Origin of the sequence: Streptomyces sp. P17 (assembly GCF_032436805.1) — a bacterium.
In the GTDB taxonomy this organism is placed as follows: Bacteria; Actinomycetota; Actinomycetes; order Streptomycetales; family Streptomycetaceae; genus Streptomyces.
Genome location: NZ_JAVRBF010000043.1, coordinates 1 through 15,236, shown reverse-complemented (window position 1 = coordinate 15,236; position 15,236 = coordinate 1). Strand labels below are relative to the sequence as shown.

Here is a 15,236-nt window from a genome sequence, read left to right as displayed (position 1 = left end):
CGTGGACAGATCGCCTGCGACTAGCCGATTCAGGGGCGGTGAGCAGCAAGACGCGGTGAGCCGAAGAACTCTCAAGGGCCGTTTACAGCTCAACAATTACCACTCGGAATATTCCGTGCTATGCCGCAAGCCCTAGGGTGCCGCGTCACACGTACAGGCCTACGCTTGAAGTACGCCACAGCCACGCGACCTAGCCATCTCAAGCGCATCAGTCATCACTCTACGCTGAGGGGATGCGGTCTAAAATGTCGGGTGAAACGCTCTACAAGTTCCCAGTAAAGGGCGCAATGTACTTCCCGGGCCCGAAGTACTACGGCGAGGGGGAATGTACCCTCACAACCGACCGACTGACAATTCACGACTATAGAGGACACAGCCAGCACCTACCCCTATTGGCCATCACAAGCGTTGAACCAAAGCGAGGCCTTTTTCGGGGAAAGGACGTCCAAGTCGGGATCAATGGCCCAAGCCTCGTTATCACTTGTGAATCTAGAGCTGCTGTGCCTGAGGTATGCCGGATGATAAACGAAGCGATCGAGTGGTGAGCCGCCCTGTCTCTGAACGCCGCAACCCACGGGGCTCGTCTCCGCTCATCGAGCCAGAGGCTACGGGCTGCCACACCGTGGACTATTTGTGGACAGGCTCCGCTCAGTACAGCACCGATGACAGCCTGACCAGCTACTTTCCCGAGGACCGAAAGGCCCTCCGGAGCCGTGTGCGCAGGTTCGAATCCTGCCGGGGGCACTCGCCAGTCAGACAGCAAGAATCATGCTCTGACCTGTGCGGATGCCGACATGAGAGAGCGGGAGTCAGTCTCACTGACTCCCGCTCGGGTGCGTTGCTTCTTGAGTGATGGGTGGGTGGCTGCGGTCACGCCGCGAGGGCGAGTTGTCCCTGGTAGCGGACGGCGTGGGTGTGCAGGTGGTCAAGTTCGGTGAAGTAGCGCCAGTACCGCTCGAAGTCGCCGTTGTCGATGACGGCGCGTAGGAGGAGGACCGCCTCGGCGCCGGTCAGGCTCCATCTCGCTCCGGTCGCGTCCAGGCGGTCCTTGACGAGGAAGCGGCAACTTCCTTCGATCACTCCGGTCGCGATGGGCCAGCCCATGGCGAGGGCGAGGTGGTAGCGCAGGTAGGGGTCCTTGGCCTGCAGGTAGGCGGCGGTGCGGGCGACGGCGGGCAGTTGCTTCGCCTCATGGGGACGGGTGCGCAGGTGCTGGCGCAGTGCAGCGACGACGCGGGGGCTGTGCCCGTCCAGCACGGTGCGGGCGGCGTCGGCGACCCAGGCCGCGCGCGCTGCGTGGCCTGGGTGGAGGTCCTCGGCGGCCCGCCACAGATATTCGATCACATGCACGATATCTACGATCGTGTCGACATGGACGCCGCGGGCGGCCGCTTCCCTTGCGATGCACTCGAGTTGGTGGTTGGCGCCGTCGACCAGGACGATCCAGCGGCGCCGGTGATCGGGGTCTCGCTGTTCGGCGTGGTCGAACATGGCGGTGACCATGGCCGCGGTGGAACGCTGAAGGGAGCCTTCCAGGTGCCGGCCCCGTGCTCGCGGGCCGTGGGTGCGGGCGGCGCGTTCGGCAGCGGTGGCCGGCAGGACGTCCGCACCGGTGCGTGGGACCGGGTCGGCGTCGTAGACGGCGAAGACGGTCGCCATCCGCCGGTGACCGGTGTGCTCGCGACTGGACAGCTGGGCCGAGGGCGGCTGCGGGCCGTCGGCTGCCCGTGCGGCGCGGACCGGCTCCCGCAGATCGGACGGGATCATGTTCACGCCGGTCGCGTCGCAGCTGAGCACCAGCAGCCGGTCCCCCTCGCTGCCGACCGCCGGGGCGGGGGCGGGCACGTCCTGCTGGTAGAAGGCGGGGATGTGGGTGGCGATGCGACACGCGATCTCCATCAACTGCCGGGTGCCGAGCCGCCCGCCGGTGGTGCGCTCAAGGTGAGCACCCGCCCGGCGCAGGGGTGTCTCAGCGACCTCGAGGGCGACGGCGCGCTGTAGCGGGTAGGAGTAGACCTGCCGCGGCAGGGCCAGGGCGGCGTCGCCGGGGTGCAGGTTGGCCGCACCGGGGCGCGATAGGCGATCCGGGTCGCCTCCACCCGGCCCAGCGTGGTGGCCAGCAGCCGGCGGTGGCTCCGTTCGGCCCGAGGGCGCACCACCGCGTCGCTGCCGGTGACCACCTCCACGCGCACCTCGGCGGCGGCGCGGGCGTCCAGCTGGTCCTGCAGCATCTGCCGCAGCACTTCCCGCCCCGCGGCGGTGATGTAGTCCTCCAGTCCTTCGGCGGTGGCCGAGGCCATGGCCGGTGCGGACAGATGGGCGAGCATCTCCTCCATCCGGGTGCGAGTGGCGGTGAACGGGTCGGGGGCCTGGGGCGCGGACGTGTAAGGTGCCACCGGGTCTTCTTCCTTGCGCGGTCTGGCTGTTCACCCGACCAACAAGAAGGAGGCCCGTTCCCGTATCGGCAGGTCACCCGCGCGCCGCGGCACCTCCACGCGCCAGGGTGAACAGGCCGCCCGGGGTCTGCACCACCCGCCCGGCGGCAGCGGCCTTCTTCAACTGGTGGCGCACCCGCTCCACTTCACGGGGCACCGCCTCCAGCCCGAGCCCTTCCACCACCTGCCGACACCGCACCGGACCGGCGTACGCGGCCAGCACCCCCAGCATCCGCCCAGTGAACTCGCCAGTCCCCTCATCGGCTTGACTGCCGACGGTCCCCGACACCTCCGCTCGCGGGGCCGGGATCCGACCCCGCCCCGGCCCGGCCTCGCCGTGCGCCGCCGGGAGCTCGCCCACGACCTGGCACGCCGTCGCCACCCGGGCCAGTTCCTGCTCGCACACCACCAGCAGCCCGGCGATCCGCTCGGCCTCCCCGCGCAACCGCTCCGCCTCCCGACGGCAGGCTGCCTCCCGCTCCCGCAGCAGCGCGAGCACCTCGTCGCAGCCCATCCGACCCCGCCTCTCTCACGCCAGCTGATCAACAGCTACCGCAACGAGAACACCGGTCCACCAGACACGCACTCGTCACTCAAGAGGAAACGCACCCCGCCGGGGGTGGCTGCTATCTGCTAACGCCCTGATCATGGGCGGTTTGGGGTGCTAGCGGGGTGCTATGGATAGCACCCTCCCCCGCTATCAGTAGCAGGTGGAGCTAACGCACGACCGTAAGGGGTGACCGCTAGCACTGCCGCTAACGTTAGCGGTGTCCGGTGCCGTCGCTCGCAGTCGTTCACGGTGCCGAGTCAAACCGCCGGCGGGGTCGGCATGGCTACCCTAGGACCATGACGACACGGGAAGAGCTGCATGCGCTCATCGACCGCGTGCCGGAGGACGACATCGAGAGCGTGGCGCAGAGCCTGCGGCCGTTCATAGGGCCCGCTGCCCGTCCGGCTCGCCCCTCGTTCATCGGCATGGGCCGCTCCGGGCACTCCGACACATCCGAGCGCGCTGACGAGATTCTGCGGGAGACAGGGTTCGGCGAGTGATCGTGGTGGACACGGGCCCGCTTGTGGCCCTGGCGGACGCCGACGACGGTCACCATGCGGCGTGCGCGCGCTGGTACGACAGCGTCCATCCCCGCAACCTGGTGATCCCGGCGCCGGTCATCGCGGAAGCCTGCCACCTCATCGGCACGCGCTGCGGTGCTCAGGTGGAGGCCGCGTTCCTGGACGCGCTCGCAGCCGGGCAACTCGGCACCGTCACGGGCGTCATGCCGGACGACATCGAGCGCATGGCCCACCTCGTGCGCCAGTACGCCAGTCTGCCCCTGGGAGGCACAGACGCGTGCGTGGTCGCCATCGCGGAACGCTGGCAGGCCAAGCAGGTGGCCACCGTCGACCGGCGGCACTTCACCGTCGTACGGCCCAAGCACGTGCCCGCGTTCGAGTTGCTGCCGTACGACCTGTAGCCCCGTGCTGCAGGCCCTCTGCGGCCTGCGCCCGACACACCTCCGACACACCCTGTGTCACAGCGTGCACCCCGGCGGACTCCGCCGCAGGTCAGAGGGGTAATGAGGGTGCGATCGGACAATCTCTCCGGAGCCGTGTGCGCAGGTTCGAATCCTGCCGGGGGCACTCGCCAGACCACATGAGAAAATTCGTATGTGACCTGCGCGGATGCCGACACGAGAGAGCGGGAGTCAGTCTCACTGACTCCCGCTCTCTCTCGTTGTCTCTCACCGTTCACGCACCATCTGCGATACACGCGATACACCCCCAGTGTCCGCAGACGGCGGCGGCCGACCACACCGCCTTCGTGAACCATCGGCGCTTCTAGGCACTTTCTGCCATCATCCAACAATGGCCGCAAATCAGGACCCATCGCATCGCTCGGCCAGAAAACGCATGCTACCCACGAAGCAGACCGAGCGAGCTGCCGTCAACGCGACAAGGGCATTCTTGGAGGATCATGAGTGCGTCGTCCAAGAGGTGGATACCGGAAACGACTACGGGAAAGATCTTCTCGTAGACCTCACCGAGAATCTTGAGATAACTGGCGAGTCCATAGCCATCCAAGTAAAGGGGGTCTTCGAATTTAGTGGGGGTGCGGCGGTGACGGCCTGACGTTCGGTCACCGAACGTGACGGGCCTGGGGTGTGGGTGGCCTGGACGCAAGGAGCCCGCGGGTCTTTGTGATCATGGTTGTTGTCTAGGCAACCGATCATGAAGAACCCACGGGCTTGAGCATCGACGATACCGGGACCAACGAGGCTGCGACGCGACTGCTTGGGCTGGAGGGGGTGAGTGTGACGCAGGTCAAGGACGACAAGGCAGGCGGATCGACGGTATACGTCGTGACGAACGAGGAGTCCGCGAGGGCCTGCCCCTCGTGCGGGGTTTTCTCCACCCGGCTGAAGGACTACCGCACCACCGCCCCCAGACACCTGTCCTGCGGCGGGCGCCCGGTGAGCATCCGCTGGCGCAAGGCACGCTGGCACTGCACCGAACTCGACTGCGACCGCCGCTCGTTCACCGAGTCCATAGGCCAGGTACCCGCGCGGATGCGTACGACTGGGGCGCTTCGGCGGGCGGCCGGGGCCGCGGTGTGTGACAGCGGACGATCGGTGGTGCAGGCCGGCCGGGATCTGGGCCTGTCCTGGCCGATCGTGCAGCACTGCTTCGAGGGCTACGCCGCGAAGGTCCTGCCCGAGGAGCCGCCGGGGACCGAGGCGATCGGGATCGACGAGACCCGGCGGGGCAAGCCGGTGTGGAAGCAGAACCCGGACACGCACAAGTGGGAACTGGTCGCGGACGCCTGGCACATCGGCTTCGTCGACGCCATCGGCGGACGCGGCCTGTTCGGCCAGGTCGAGGGCCGCAACGCCACCTCGGTCGCCGACTGGCTCACGGCCCAGCCCGCCGCCTGGCGCGAGCAGGTCCGCTACGTCGCCATCGACCTGTGCTCCACCTTCCGCGCCGCCGTCCGCCGTGCCCTGCCGCACGCGGCGGTGGTCGTGGACTGCTTTCACATCGTGCAACTCGCCCAGCGCCACCTCGCCGACCTGCGCCGACGCCTCACCTGGAAACAGCACGGCCGCCGGGCCCGCAAGGGCGACAGCATCTACACCGTCCGCAAGCTCCTACGCCGCAACAAGGAAGACCTCACCGACCAGCAACGCGAGTTCCTCAAGACCGAGTTGGAGTACATGGGGACCTACGGCCGACAGATCCATGCGGCCTGGCAGGGCAAGGAACTCCTGCGCGACCTCCTGGGCCTGACCGTCACCCGCAGGCACGTCACCCCCGACCACTCCGCGATCTCCGCCGCCCGCCACCGCTTCTTCGTCCACGTCGCCGACCACGCTCACCTGCCCGAACTCGTCACCCTCGCCGAGACCATCGAGCAGTGGTGGGACGGCATCGAGACCTACCTGACCACCGGCATCACCAACGCCGCCTCCGAAGGCAACAACCGCCTCATCAAGCTCGAAGCGCGTAACGCCTTCGGCTTCCGGAACCGAGCGAACCAACGCCTCCGCTCACGCTGTGCAACCACCCGGCGAAGCCGACGGGAGGCACACCCCCACTAAATTCGAAGACCCAGTAAAGGGGGGCGCAAGTTACTTCCGATCAGGCAATTGGGGAATTACCGCCAAGCCAGCGGATTTGCGCTTGTGGCTCGATTCATCCATACCTATCTTCGGATTCGTACACGATCCCGCCACGAATGAGATTCACTGGATGAACCTCAGCGCCTACGTGCGCGAGGACATGGTGGCTTACCGCGAATTTAGACCGACGGGGAAAAGTGGGCGCGGCGCATCGAACGAACTGACGGGCCACTTCGTAATTTTCCCGAAGAAACAAGTAATCACGCATGACACGTGGCCGCACTTCAGGGAATCGGCACGTACTTACTTGGTGAGATCCGGGGGGCACACTCTTCTCAACCTAATAGACGCCGATCCAGGGAAGCAAGAAGCAGCTGTTGCGGACTGCTTCGCGCTGGGACGCGGAGACATGCGTGCGCTCTTGATGGTAAGGCAATTGATCGAACGCCTTCCCGGCCCAGCTCTGCGCCTAGCCGTGAGAGTTCTCTCCCACTGCATCAGCCACCCCGATATTTTCTGGCACGAAGGTAACTGGATCCCGCAACGCACTCGGAAATCAATTGCCTCGACGTTCTCATGGGCACCTTGGGAAATCTTCCACACGATCAGGGAAGTGGATACGCAAGACGAGCCAGGCAAGTGGGAAAGAGGGTCCAGCGGGCAATGCCTTTTCCTGCTTCTACTCGAAGACAAAGAACTTATCGTGAAACTACCCGCGGCGGTACAGATAGCTTGTTCAGCAGACGAGACGCAAGTTGCCGTCATCATGCTTTACCTATATCAATACCGCATGGCGACTGAATCGAAGCCGAAAGAACAGCTACTGCAAGCGATCGAAGAGATCGTAGCAGCCAACCCGAAACTCGCGGGAGAAATCCTGACTTGGGAACTTTGTGGGATCGTCACTGAGCACGGATGGGCAGACATCTTCTAGCACCAGTGATTTAGAGAAAGCGAGGGGCTTTCCCTAAATCACTGGGTACGAGCAATGGATGCTAGTCTCCGTCTTCTCTCAGCGCCGAATCGATTCGGGCATTAGCCTCGATTCTTCCAAAGGCTGGCATCGTCGCGATGGTCGGCTGGCTGCCCGATATGTCCCGTGCCGTGTCGGGGCTGGCCGTCGCGTGACGCTGCGGGGGCGTCGGGTTCCACGGGCCCGAGGGTGATGCGGTCCTCTCCTCTCCGGTGTCGTCGGGGCGGGGCCGGCCCGTCAGGTGAGGGCCGGAAGCTGGGTGGCCCGCTGCCAGGCGGTGGTGAATGCGTGTGCCCAGGGCCAGGTGCGGTCGAGGTGCAGGGTGCGCGTGCGGGCGTGGGCGGTGAGCCGGGCGGGAAGGTGATACAGCTTCATCCGGATGGTCTCCGGCTCCGCGGCGGCGAGTTCGGGCTCGTCGTGCAGGAGGAGGAGCCGCGTCCAGGCGTCGAGGTCGGCGGCGATCGTGGCGGCCAGCACCCAGGCGGCGTTCAGCTGCCAGGACTTGGAGGGCAGCAGCCCGAGGCCGACCCGCTTGATCGTTTTCACGCAGTCCTCGACCTCGGCGTGATCACGGTAGAGGGCGTCGACGAACCACGCCTGCCCGGAGGCCGGAATCCCGGAAAGCCCGTGGTGGGCGGGGATGTTGGTGGCGATGATCTGGTAGCGCCAGCCGGTGCGTTTCTCGAAGGCGGTCAGCTTCTTCTCGTCCCGCCGGGACGGTTTGACTCGGCGCACGATCAGCCGCATCCCGGTGGGCCAGCCGGTCAGGTCGCGCACCCCGGTCAGCTCGGCGACCTGGTAGGAGAGCCACTGGCCGTCGGGGCCCTTGATCTTGTGGACCTCGCCGTCCTGCCGCAGTGCGGCCGTCCACACGTTCTCGGGCAGCAGTGCGATGGCCTGCTCGTCGGTGGTGTTGATGGCCCAGCCGGTCACCCAGCGCACCCGGCGCCGGCTGGTGGTCAGCGCCTGCAGGTGCTCCAGCAGGGCGTGGCTGAAGGCCGCACCGTCGATCCGGACCAGCAGCTTCGACCACAGCGGCAGCGGGAGTTGCCGCAGCGCGGCGGCCAGCACGCTCTTGTGGTCGGCGACATCGTTGGAGGCGGCGTTGCCCGGCCGCAGCAGCATCGCCACGCACTCGCGGGTGTTGGCCACCCACGCCCCCAGCGGATGATGACCGTAGGAACCCTTGAACGTACCGGCCGCGCCCTGCTTGCTGCTGGTGCAGGTCACCATGGTGGCGTCGAGATCCAGGACGTACCAGCCGGTCAGCACCCGTCCGCACACCGCAATCCAGGGAAAACCGCCGGGCCGCAGCGCGATCAACGTCCACACCATCCGGCGTATCGCGGCGCGTACGCGCTCGATGCGCGCCACCACCGGGCCGTCGATCGCCTCCAGCGTGCGCCGCAGGGTGCTGTCGGAGACCGGGCGCGGGAACAGCGCCCGCCAGTGCTGCTGAAGTTGCTCGGCCTCCAGCACGTTCCTCGCCCCGTGCGCGATCGCGCACGCGAGCTGGACCAGCGCCATGCCCCGGTCCCGCCACCCCGGCCCGGAACCGCGCGGCAGGGCGGCGGCAAGGGCCCGGGTCAGGCCGACCCGGTCGGCGACCTTGCGCAGCAGCACCACGCCCGCGTGGCCGATGAGGTTCTTGCCGTCGGCCCGTACGACGAGCCGGTGATCCCAGCCGGTAGTCTTCACCCGTTGGGTGCCTCTCCCGAATGATGCTCTTGATCTAGACAGTCCAGATCATCGCAGGTGGGAGGCACCCTTCTGCTGTCGGGGCGTCAGTTCACAGCCGTAGCTGAATTCATGGGGTCAGTGGCAGTTCGCGGTGTCGGGCGTCCACTCGTCGGGCACGCTCAAGCAGCGGATCACCGTGAACCCGATCACCGTCGGCATCGCCTTCGCTGTCCTCCCCACCGCCGAGTTCCGCCTCCACCCGGCCCGCAGGACGGTGCGCCAACAACTCCACCGACAACAGCAGCGCGACCGGCGGCCACCCCGCCCTGAGCACCGGCTTCCAAGCCAGCGACGGCGCAGCCGCGATATTGGCCGCCAGGGACACCACGATCCCCAGCAGAAACGCCAGCCACACCACATATCGCGCCCGGCGCCCCCACGCCTCGCCGGCTTCAGCAAGCCGACCGTCGCCAGCAGCAACAACCCGTCCACCGACAGCGGCCACAAGGACGCGCTCACCTCATCCGCGCCACCCTGCAGGGCGAAGTCCCGCTGATGGACGTGCGGGGCATACGCCGCAACCCCCGCCACCACCAGCGCACAACCACACCGCAGCCAGGCATCAAGATCAGGCGACTCGCCGCCCGGCGCTGGCCTGCGCCCGGGACAGCCCCCACGTCCGAGTCGCCCATCACACCGACCCATCCCACGCCGCAGGACGAAACCGCCCCTCCACCACAAGCCGCCCACCAGGAAACCGCTGGTCAGCCCTGCAACCATCTGCATGTGGCCCCGCCGGGGGCACCCTGTGTGAGGTGCCCGAACGACCCGTCATCAGTGGAGACGCTGAGAGCGGGGTCTTTTTGTGTGGGGCGGCGGCCGTTCAGTGGGCGGTCGCTCTCGTGGACAGTGCTCGGTGCAGGCAGGCCGTGAAGCGGGTCGTGATGGTGCCGGTGGGGTCGAGGTGGGGGTTGAAGATCGTGACGTCCAGGCCTTGGCAGCGGTGGTCGGAGAGTGCCGTGGTGAGTACGTGGTCGAGTTCCTGCCAGGTCAGGCCGTCGGGGACGCGGTAGTCGACGGCTGGCATGACCATGTCGTGGAGGACGTCGGCGTCCAGGTGGGTCCAGTAGGCGGTGGGGAGGTGGGACAGGGCCTGCCGGGTGGCTGCTTCGATGCCCATCTCGCGGACCTTGGTCAGGTCCATCGCGTGCAGGCCCGGTGGCAGTGGCTGCATGCCCGCCGCTGTGGACTCGGGCTCGTCGCGGTAGGCGAAGGCGACCACGTCCTCGTCCTTGAGCAAGGGGCCGCGGCCTTCGAGGTTCGTGAGGACGGCGGGGCCGCGGCCCGTGGCCAGGGCCAGTTCCATCGAGGCCGCCTCGCCGTTCGGTTCGGCGGACGGCTGGTAGAAGTCGGTGTGGCCGTCCAGGAACAGCAGACCGTGGCGGCCACGGCGGCGCAGGGCCAGGAGGTTGCCGAGGAGGATCGTGCAGTCTCCGCCGAGGACGACCGGGAAGAGGTCCTGGTCCAGGGCGGCTTCCACGGCGTCGGCCAGTTCGATCGAGTACTGCGCGATCGCCGTGGGGTTGAGCACGCCCGTCTCCGGGTCGCGCCTCGGGTCGAAGTACGGGGGCTCCAGTCTGTCCGAGCGGGCCACGTCGAATCCCTCCAGGAGTCCTGCCCGCCGTAGTGCCGTCGGCAGGTTCGCCACGCCGCTGGGGCGCAGGCCGAGTACCGACGGTGCCTCGATGATCGCCAGGCTCTGCACGGCTGGATCTCCTCTCGGGTGTCATGACTGACATAACCGACATGACTGATATGACTGATCGTCATATGCGACCGTGACGTTCCGCACATCCTCTTCGGGAGCCGTCTCGGCAACTCCTGCTGCAGATAAAGCAGTTGAGCGGTGACTATCTCCCGCCCGCGTTTATGAATCGCAAAGGAACGGGAAGGTCATAGATTCAACTATGGCCTCCGGCGCACCCGTCCAGTTCACTCGGACAAGTCCGGCAGAACCATTCGGGTCACAGGAAGCTTGTACAGATATGCACCAAGTTCCCATACGTCCGCACTCCGTCAGCGTCGCCGAGGTCATCCCCGGGGATCTGGTCGCCCTGTCGGGTGAAGACGTCGTACGGCAGCGGTGGTTCGTCGTGATGCACACCCTGCCCGAGTCGCCGGAGACGATCCGGGTGACCCTGCGGCCGCCGCTCGGTGGGGTCGACCGGGACGAACTGCTCGCTCGGGGGCGGGAGGTGACGGTCGCCTGCCGACGCCTGGACGTGGCGGAGGTTCCGCTGGTGACGTCGGTGCCGCTGGACGGCGTCGCGTTCCGGGACGGGGACCGGGTGACGTCGCTGCGGGCCGTTGACCCGCTGGCCGACGAGGTGACGTACGAACGCCGGTGGGGCGTGTGGCATCGGGATCTCGACGCGGACGGCGGCGAACCGGTGCCGGACGACGAGGTGCGGCGGTGGGCCGGTGACGCGGACCGGGAGGGGTTCGTCGTACGGCATGAGGCGCGGCCGGCGTCCGAGGCCGCCCTCGTGCCACGGGCTCGGCGGGTTGTCGTCACCGGGCTCGGGGCCGTTTCGCCGCTCGGGGTCGGGGTCGGGGAGCTGTGGCAGGGGCTGCTCGAAGGGCGGCACGGGATACGGGAGTTGGACGGGGAGGAGTTCGCGCAGCTGCCGGTGCGGGTGGCGGGGGTGGTGCCCGTCGATCCGGCCGAGCTGTTGCCGCGGGCCGCCGCTCGGCGGATGAACCGGGCCGCGCAGTTCGCCGTACTGGCCGCACGGGAGGCCTGGGCCGATGCCGGGTTCGTCGAGGGCGGGACCCTGGAGAGCGGGGTCGATCCGGAGCGGGTGGGGGTGAGCCTCGGGGCGATTCTCGGGGACGCGTCCGTGCTCGTCGGCGGGGACCGCAAGCTGCGGGAGAAGGGTCCGCGGGGGGTCTCTCCGCTCACGACGCCGATGACCGTGCCCTCGCAGGCCGCCTCGCAGGTCTCGCTCGACCTGCACATCACGGGCGAGGCACGGACCGTGACCAGCGCGTGCGCCTCCGGCACGGAGGCCATCGGGGAGGCCGTCGACCGCATACGGTACGGCCGTGTCGACGTCGCCCTCGCGGGCGGCGCCGAAGCTGTCGTGACGCCGGCGATCATGGCGTCCTTCGCCTCCATGCGGGCGCTGGCCTCGGGGGGTGTCGACGAGGGCTCGCCTTCCCGGCCGTTCGGGAAGGGCCGGGACGGGTTCGTCAACGGGGAGGGCGCGGGGGTGCTCGTACTGGAGGCCGAGGAGCATGCCCTGGCCCGGGGCGCGCGGATCTACTGCGAGGCGGCGGGGTGGGGACTGTCCGCCGACGCGCATCACATGGCCGCGCCCGATCCGTCCGGGAACGGGGTTGCCCTGGCACTGCGGCGGGCGGTACGGGATGCCGGGGGGCATGTGGTGGACGTCGTACACGTCAACGCCCATGCCACGGCCACCGTGGAGGGCGATCTCGCGGAGGCCGGGGCCTTGCGGGCGGTGTTCGGTGGGCGGGCGGTGCCTGTCACCGCGCTCAAGGGGAATCTCGGGCATCTGCAGGGGGCCGCGGGCGGGGTGGAGGCCGTGGCCGCGGTGCTCACGCTGCATCACGGGGTGGTGCCACCGACCGTGGGGAGCGTGGAGGTCGACGAGGCGATGGGGCTGGATGTGGTGAGGGAGGTGCCTCGGGAGCTGCCGGCGGAGGGGGATCTGGTGCTCAGCAACTCGTTCGGGTTCGGGGGGCACAACGCGGTGTTGGCGCTGCGGCGGGTGTAGGGGGCCGGCGGGCCAAGAGCGGACCCGGGAACGGATCCAAGAACGGACCCAAGAACGGACCCAAGAGCCCAACCAAGAACGGCCGCTCTGAACCGCCCCCGTGACACTCACGCCGTGCGCTTGCGCGCCGTCGCCTTCTTCGCCGCCGTCTTCTTCGCCGTGCTCTTCGTCGCCGTGCTCTTCGTCGCCGTGCTCTTCGTCGTCGCAGCCGTCTTCTTCGAAGTGCTCTTCGCCGTCGATGCCGTCGACGCCGTCGACTTCTTCGCGGCCGTCGTCTTCTTCGCCGCCGTCTTCTTCGTCGTCGCGGCCGTCGACTTCTTGCCCGCCGTCTGCTTCGGTGTGGACCGGGCCGTCTTGCGTTGCGGGAGCCGGGTGACCTCCGCCGGCTCCTCGCCCCGCGACTCCTTCGCCGCGCGGACGCTCTTCTCCAGCGCCGCCATCAGGTCCAGGACCTTGCCGCCCTTGGCCGGTTCGGGTGCCTCACGGGGGGTCTCGCCGGCGGCCTTCGCCGCGATGACCTCCTCCACCGCCTCGCGGTACTCGTCATGGAGGTCCTCCAGCTCCACCTCGCCGAGGGTGTCCATCAGGGCGTCCGCCAGGTCCAGTTCCTTGTCCCGGACCGTGACTCCCGCGTCGGGCGCCACGCCCTCCGGTGCACGCACCTCGTCCGGCCAGAGCAGGCCGTGCATGGCGATGGCGTCGCCCACGACCCGGAGCATGCCCAGGCGTTCACGGCCGCGCAGGGCGAACTTGGCGATCGCGACCTTGTTGCTGCGCTTGAGGGCCTCGCGGAGCAGCGTGTACGGCTTCGCCGCGGGCGCGCCGCTCGCCGCCAGGTAGTACGCCGCGTCCATCTGGAGCGGGTCGATCCGGTCCCCCGGGACGAAGGCCACGATCTCGATCGTCTTCGCCGTCGGGATCGGCAGTTGCGCGAGGTCCTCGTCGGTGATCGGCACGACGGTGCCGTCCGCGTCCTCGTACCCCTTGCCGATCTCCGACTGGGTGACCTCCCGGTCCTCCAGCTCGCAGAACTTCCGGTACCGGATGCGCCCGCCGTCCTCCGTGTGGATCTGGCGGAAGGAGATCGAGTGGCTCTCGGTCGCGTTCACCAGCTTGATCGGGATGCTGACCAGACCGAACGAGATGGCGCCGTTCCATATGGATCTCACGTGCAGCACCCTTTCGTCGGGTTTGAACTCGCTTCACGGCTCTTCATCCCATTTCCATGGGATTCTCATCGTATGACGCCGATCACAGAGGTGGAGGGGCGACGGCTCGCGCTCAGCAACCTGGAGAAGGTGCTGTATCCGGCGACCGGCTTCACCAAGGGCGAGGTGCTGCACTACTACGCCACCATCGCCGAGGTGCTGCTGCCCCATCTGCGTGACCGGCCGGTCTCCTTCCTGCGCTACCCGGACGGGCCGGACGGACAGGTCTTCTTCACCAAGAACGTGCCGCCGGGTACACCCGAGTGGGTCACCACCGCCGAGGTCCCCCGTTCGGAGGGGCCGGCCCGGATGGTGCTCGTGCAGGATCTGCCGAGTCTGATGTGGGCGGCGAACCTGGTCACCGAGTTCCACACCCACCAGTGGGTCGCCCAGGCGCCCGGGGACGCCGACCGGGTCGTCTTCGACCTGGACCCCGGCACCCCGGCGACGGTCGTGGAGTGCTGCGAGGTCGCCCTGTGGCTGCGCGAGCGGCTCGCGGCGGACGGGATCGACGCGTACGCGAAGACCTCCGGGTCGAAGGGGCTGCATCTGCTGGCCGCGGTCCGGGGTTCGTCCTCCGACGAGGTGTCGGAGTATGCCAAGGGGCTCGCGATGGAGGCCGAGAAGGCCATGCCCCGGCTCGTCCTGCACCGGATGACGCGCAGCCTGCGGCCCGGGAAGGTCTTCGTCGACTGGAGCCAGAACGCCGCCCGGAAGACCACGGCCACCCCCTACACCCTGCGCGCCCGCCCCGAGCCCTGGGTGTCCGCGCCGGTCACCTGGGCGGAGGTCGAGGAGTGCCGGTCCCCCGCCCAGCTGTCCTTCACCGCACCGGACCTCGCCCCCCGGATCCAGGACTACGGCGACCTGCTGGCCCCGCTCCTCGCCCCGGACCGGGCGGGGACGCTGCCGCGGGACTGACCGACCCCCACCCCACCCCCCAACCGCTCACCGCTTTCCCCCCTTACCCAAGGAGCCGCATGCCTCTCCGCCGCGCCCTCCTCGTCGGCCTGTCCGCCCTCAGTCTCGGTGCCGCACTCCCCCTCACCCCGCCTCCCAGCCCGCCACGCACCCGCCACGCACCGGACCCCGGACTCCGAGGTCATCACCGACTGGAGCCGTACGGCCGTCGAGGTGGTCAGCGTCGACGCCCGACGGCCCACGGCGGAGCCGTTCATCTGGTACGGCTTCGTCTCCGCCGCCGTGTACAACGCGGCCGTCGGTATCGAGGGCCGCTACAGGCCGTACAAGTGGAACGTACGAGGACCGCGGGACGCCTCCTCCGAGGCGGCCGCCGCCGCTGCCGCCCGCCGGGTGCCGCTGACGTACTTCCGGGCTCGCCCGCCCGGATCGACGCCGCCTATGCCGCCTCGCCGGCGAAGATCCCCGACGGGAGCGCCGAGGACGAGGGCGTCGCCTTCGGGGAGCGGCATACTTCCGGGCTCGCAGGCCCGGATCGACGCCGCCTATGCCGCCTCGCCGGCGAAGATCCCCGACGGGAGCGCCGAGGACGAGGGCGTCGCCTT

13 protein-coding genes and 1 pseudogene are annotated in these 15,236 nt (G+C 68.3%); 8 read left to right on the top strand and 6 right to left on the bottom strand.

Annotated elements, in window-relative coordinates:
- Positions 1-870: 870 nt before the first annotated feature.
- Both RMT89_RS26120 and RMT89_RS26115 read right to left on the bottom strand, forming a co-directional pair.
- Entirely contained in the window at positions 871-2,430 is a 1,560-nt protein-coding gene (locus RMT89_RS26120) for an ISKra4 family transposase (protein ID WP_315886226.1), read from the bottom strand.
- A gap of 39 nt (positions 2,431-2,469) precedes the next feature.
- Entirely contained in the window at positions 2,470-2,949 is a 480-nt protein-coding gene (locus tag RMT89_RS26115) for a hypothetical protein (RefSeq protein ID WP_315886225.1), read from the bottom strand.
- A gap of 332 nt (positions 2,950-3,281) precedes the next feature.
- On the opposite strand from RMT89_RS26115, the gene RMT89_RS26110 reads away from it, so the two are divergent.
- From RMT89_RS26110 to RMT89_RS26090, 5 genes are all read left to right on the top strand, one after another.
- On the top strand, positions 3,282-3,485 hold the full coding sequence (locus tag RMT89_RS26110) for a hypothetical protein (RefSeq protein ID WP_315886224.1): 204 nt from the start codon (positions 3,282-3,284) through the stop codon (positions 3,483-3,485).
- A complete protein-coding gene (locus tag RMT89_RS26105) occupies positions 3,482-3,907 on the top strand; it encodes a PIN domain-containing protein (RefSeq protein WP_315886223.1) in 426 nt (141 codons plus the stop codon). The genes RMT89_RS26110 and RMT89_RS26105 overlap by 4 nt, the downstream gene beginning before the upstream one ends.
- A gap of 391 nt (positions 3,908-4,298) precedes the next feature.
- The gene (locus tag RMT89_RS26100; protein ID WP_315886222.1) at positions 4,299-4,562 is read left to right on the top strand and encodes a DUF4365 domain-containing protein; all 264 of its coding nucleotides are present in this window, start codon (positions 4,299-4,301) and stop codon (positions 4,560-4,562) included.
- Positions 4,563-4,744: 182 nt separating this feature from the next.
- A complete protein-coding gene (locus tag RMT89_RS26095) occupies positions 4,745-6,028 on the top strand; it encodes an ISL3 family transposase (RefSeq protein ID WP_315886221.1) in 1,284 nt (427 codons plus the stop codon).
- Positions 6,029-6,179: 151 nt separating this feature from the next.
- Positions 6,180-6,983, top strand: coding sequence for a hypothetical protein (locus tag RMT89_RS26090; RefSeq protein WP_315886220.1), 804 nt, complete (start codon positions 6,180-6,182; stop codon positions 6,981-6,983).
- Positions 6,984-7,259: 276 nt separating this feature from the next.
- On the opposite strand, the gene RMT89_RS26085 is transcribed toward RMT89_RS26090, so the two are convergent.
- The 3 genes from RMT89_RS26085 to RMT89_RS26075 all read right to left on the bottom strand — a co-directional run bounded on the left by RMT89_RS26085 (position 7,260) and on the right by RMT89_RS26075 (position 10,467).
- Positions 7,260-8,720 carry an IS1380 family transposase gene (locus RMT89_RS26085; protein ID WP_315886219.1) on the bottom strand — a complete coding sequence of 487 codons (1,461 nt, stop codon included), beginning with the start codon at positions 8,718-8,720 and terminating at the stop codon, positions 7,260-7,262.
- Positions 8,721-8,837: 117 nt separating this feature from the next.
- Positions 8,838-9,407: a DUF2637 domain-containing protein gene (locus RMT89_RS46065; protein WP_399498487.1), complete on the bottom strand. Its 570-nt coding sequence runs from the start codon at positions 9,405-9,407 to the stop codon at positions 8,838-8,840.
- A 178-nt stretch (positions 9,408-9,585) separates the two neighbouring features.
- Positions 9,586-10,467 carry an arginase family protein gene (locus RMT89_RS26075; protein WP_315886217.1) on the bottom strand — a complete coding sequence of 294 codons (882 nt, stop codon included), beginning with the start codon at positions 10,465-10,467 and terminating at the stop codon, positions 9,586-9,588.
- A 280-nt stretch (positions 10,468-10,747) separates the two neighbouring features.
- Between RMT89_RS26075 and RMT89_RS26070 the strand changes: the two genes are divergently transcribed.
- Complete coding sequence (locus RMT89_RS26070) at positions 10,748-12,502, top strand: beta-ketoacyl-[acyl-carrier-protein] synthase family protein (protein WP_315886216.1); 1,755 nt, start codon at positions 10,748-10,750, stop codon at positions 12,500-12,502.
- 107 nt (positions 12,503-12,609) lie between these two features.
- Here the strand turns inward: RMT89_RS26070 and RMT89_RS26065 are convergent, their stop codons facing one another.
- Positions 12,610-13,680: a Ku protein gene (locus RMT89_RS26065; RefSeq protein ID WP_315886215.1), complete on the bottom strand. Its 1,071-nt coding sequence runs from the start codon at positions 13,678-13,680 to the stop codon at positions 12,610-12,612.
- A gap of 63 nt (positions 13,681-13,743) precedes the next feature.
- Here RMT89_RS26065 and ligD point away from each other — a divergent pair, with 63 nt between their 5' ends.
- Positions 13,744-14,631, top strand: coding sequence for a non-homologous end-joining DNA ligase (gene ligD / locus RMT89_RS26060; protein WP_315886214.1), 888 nt, complete (start codon positions 13,744-13,746; stop codon positions 14,629-14,631).
- Positions 14,632-14,739: 108 nt separating this feature from the next.
- A pseudogene (locus tag RMT89_RS26055) lies at positions 14,740-15,236 on the top strand (hypothetical protein); the annotation flags it as partial.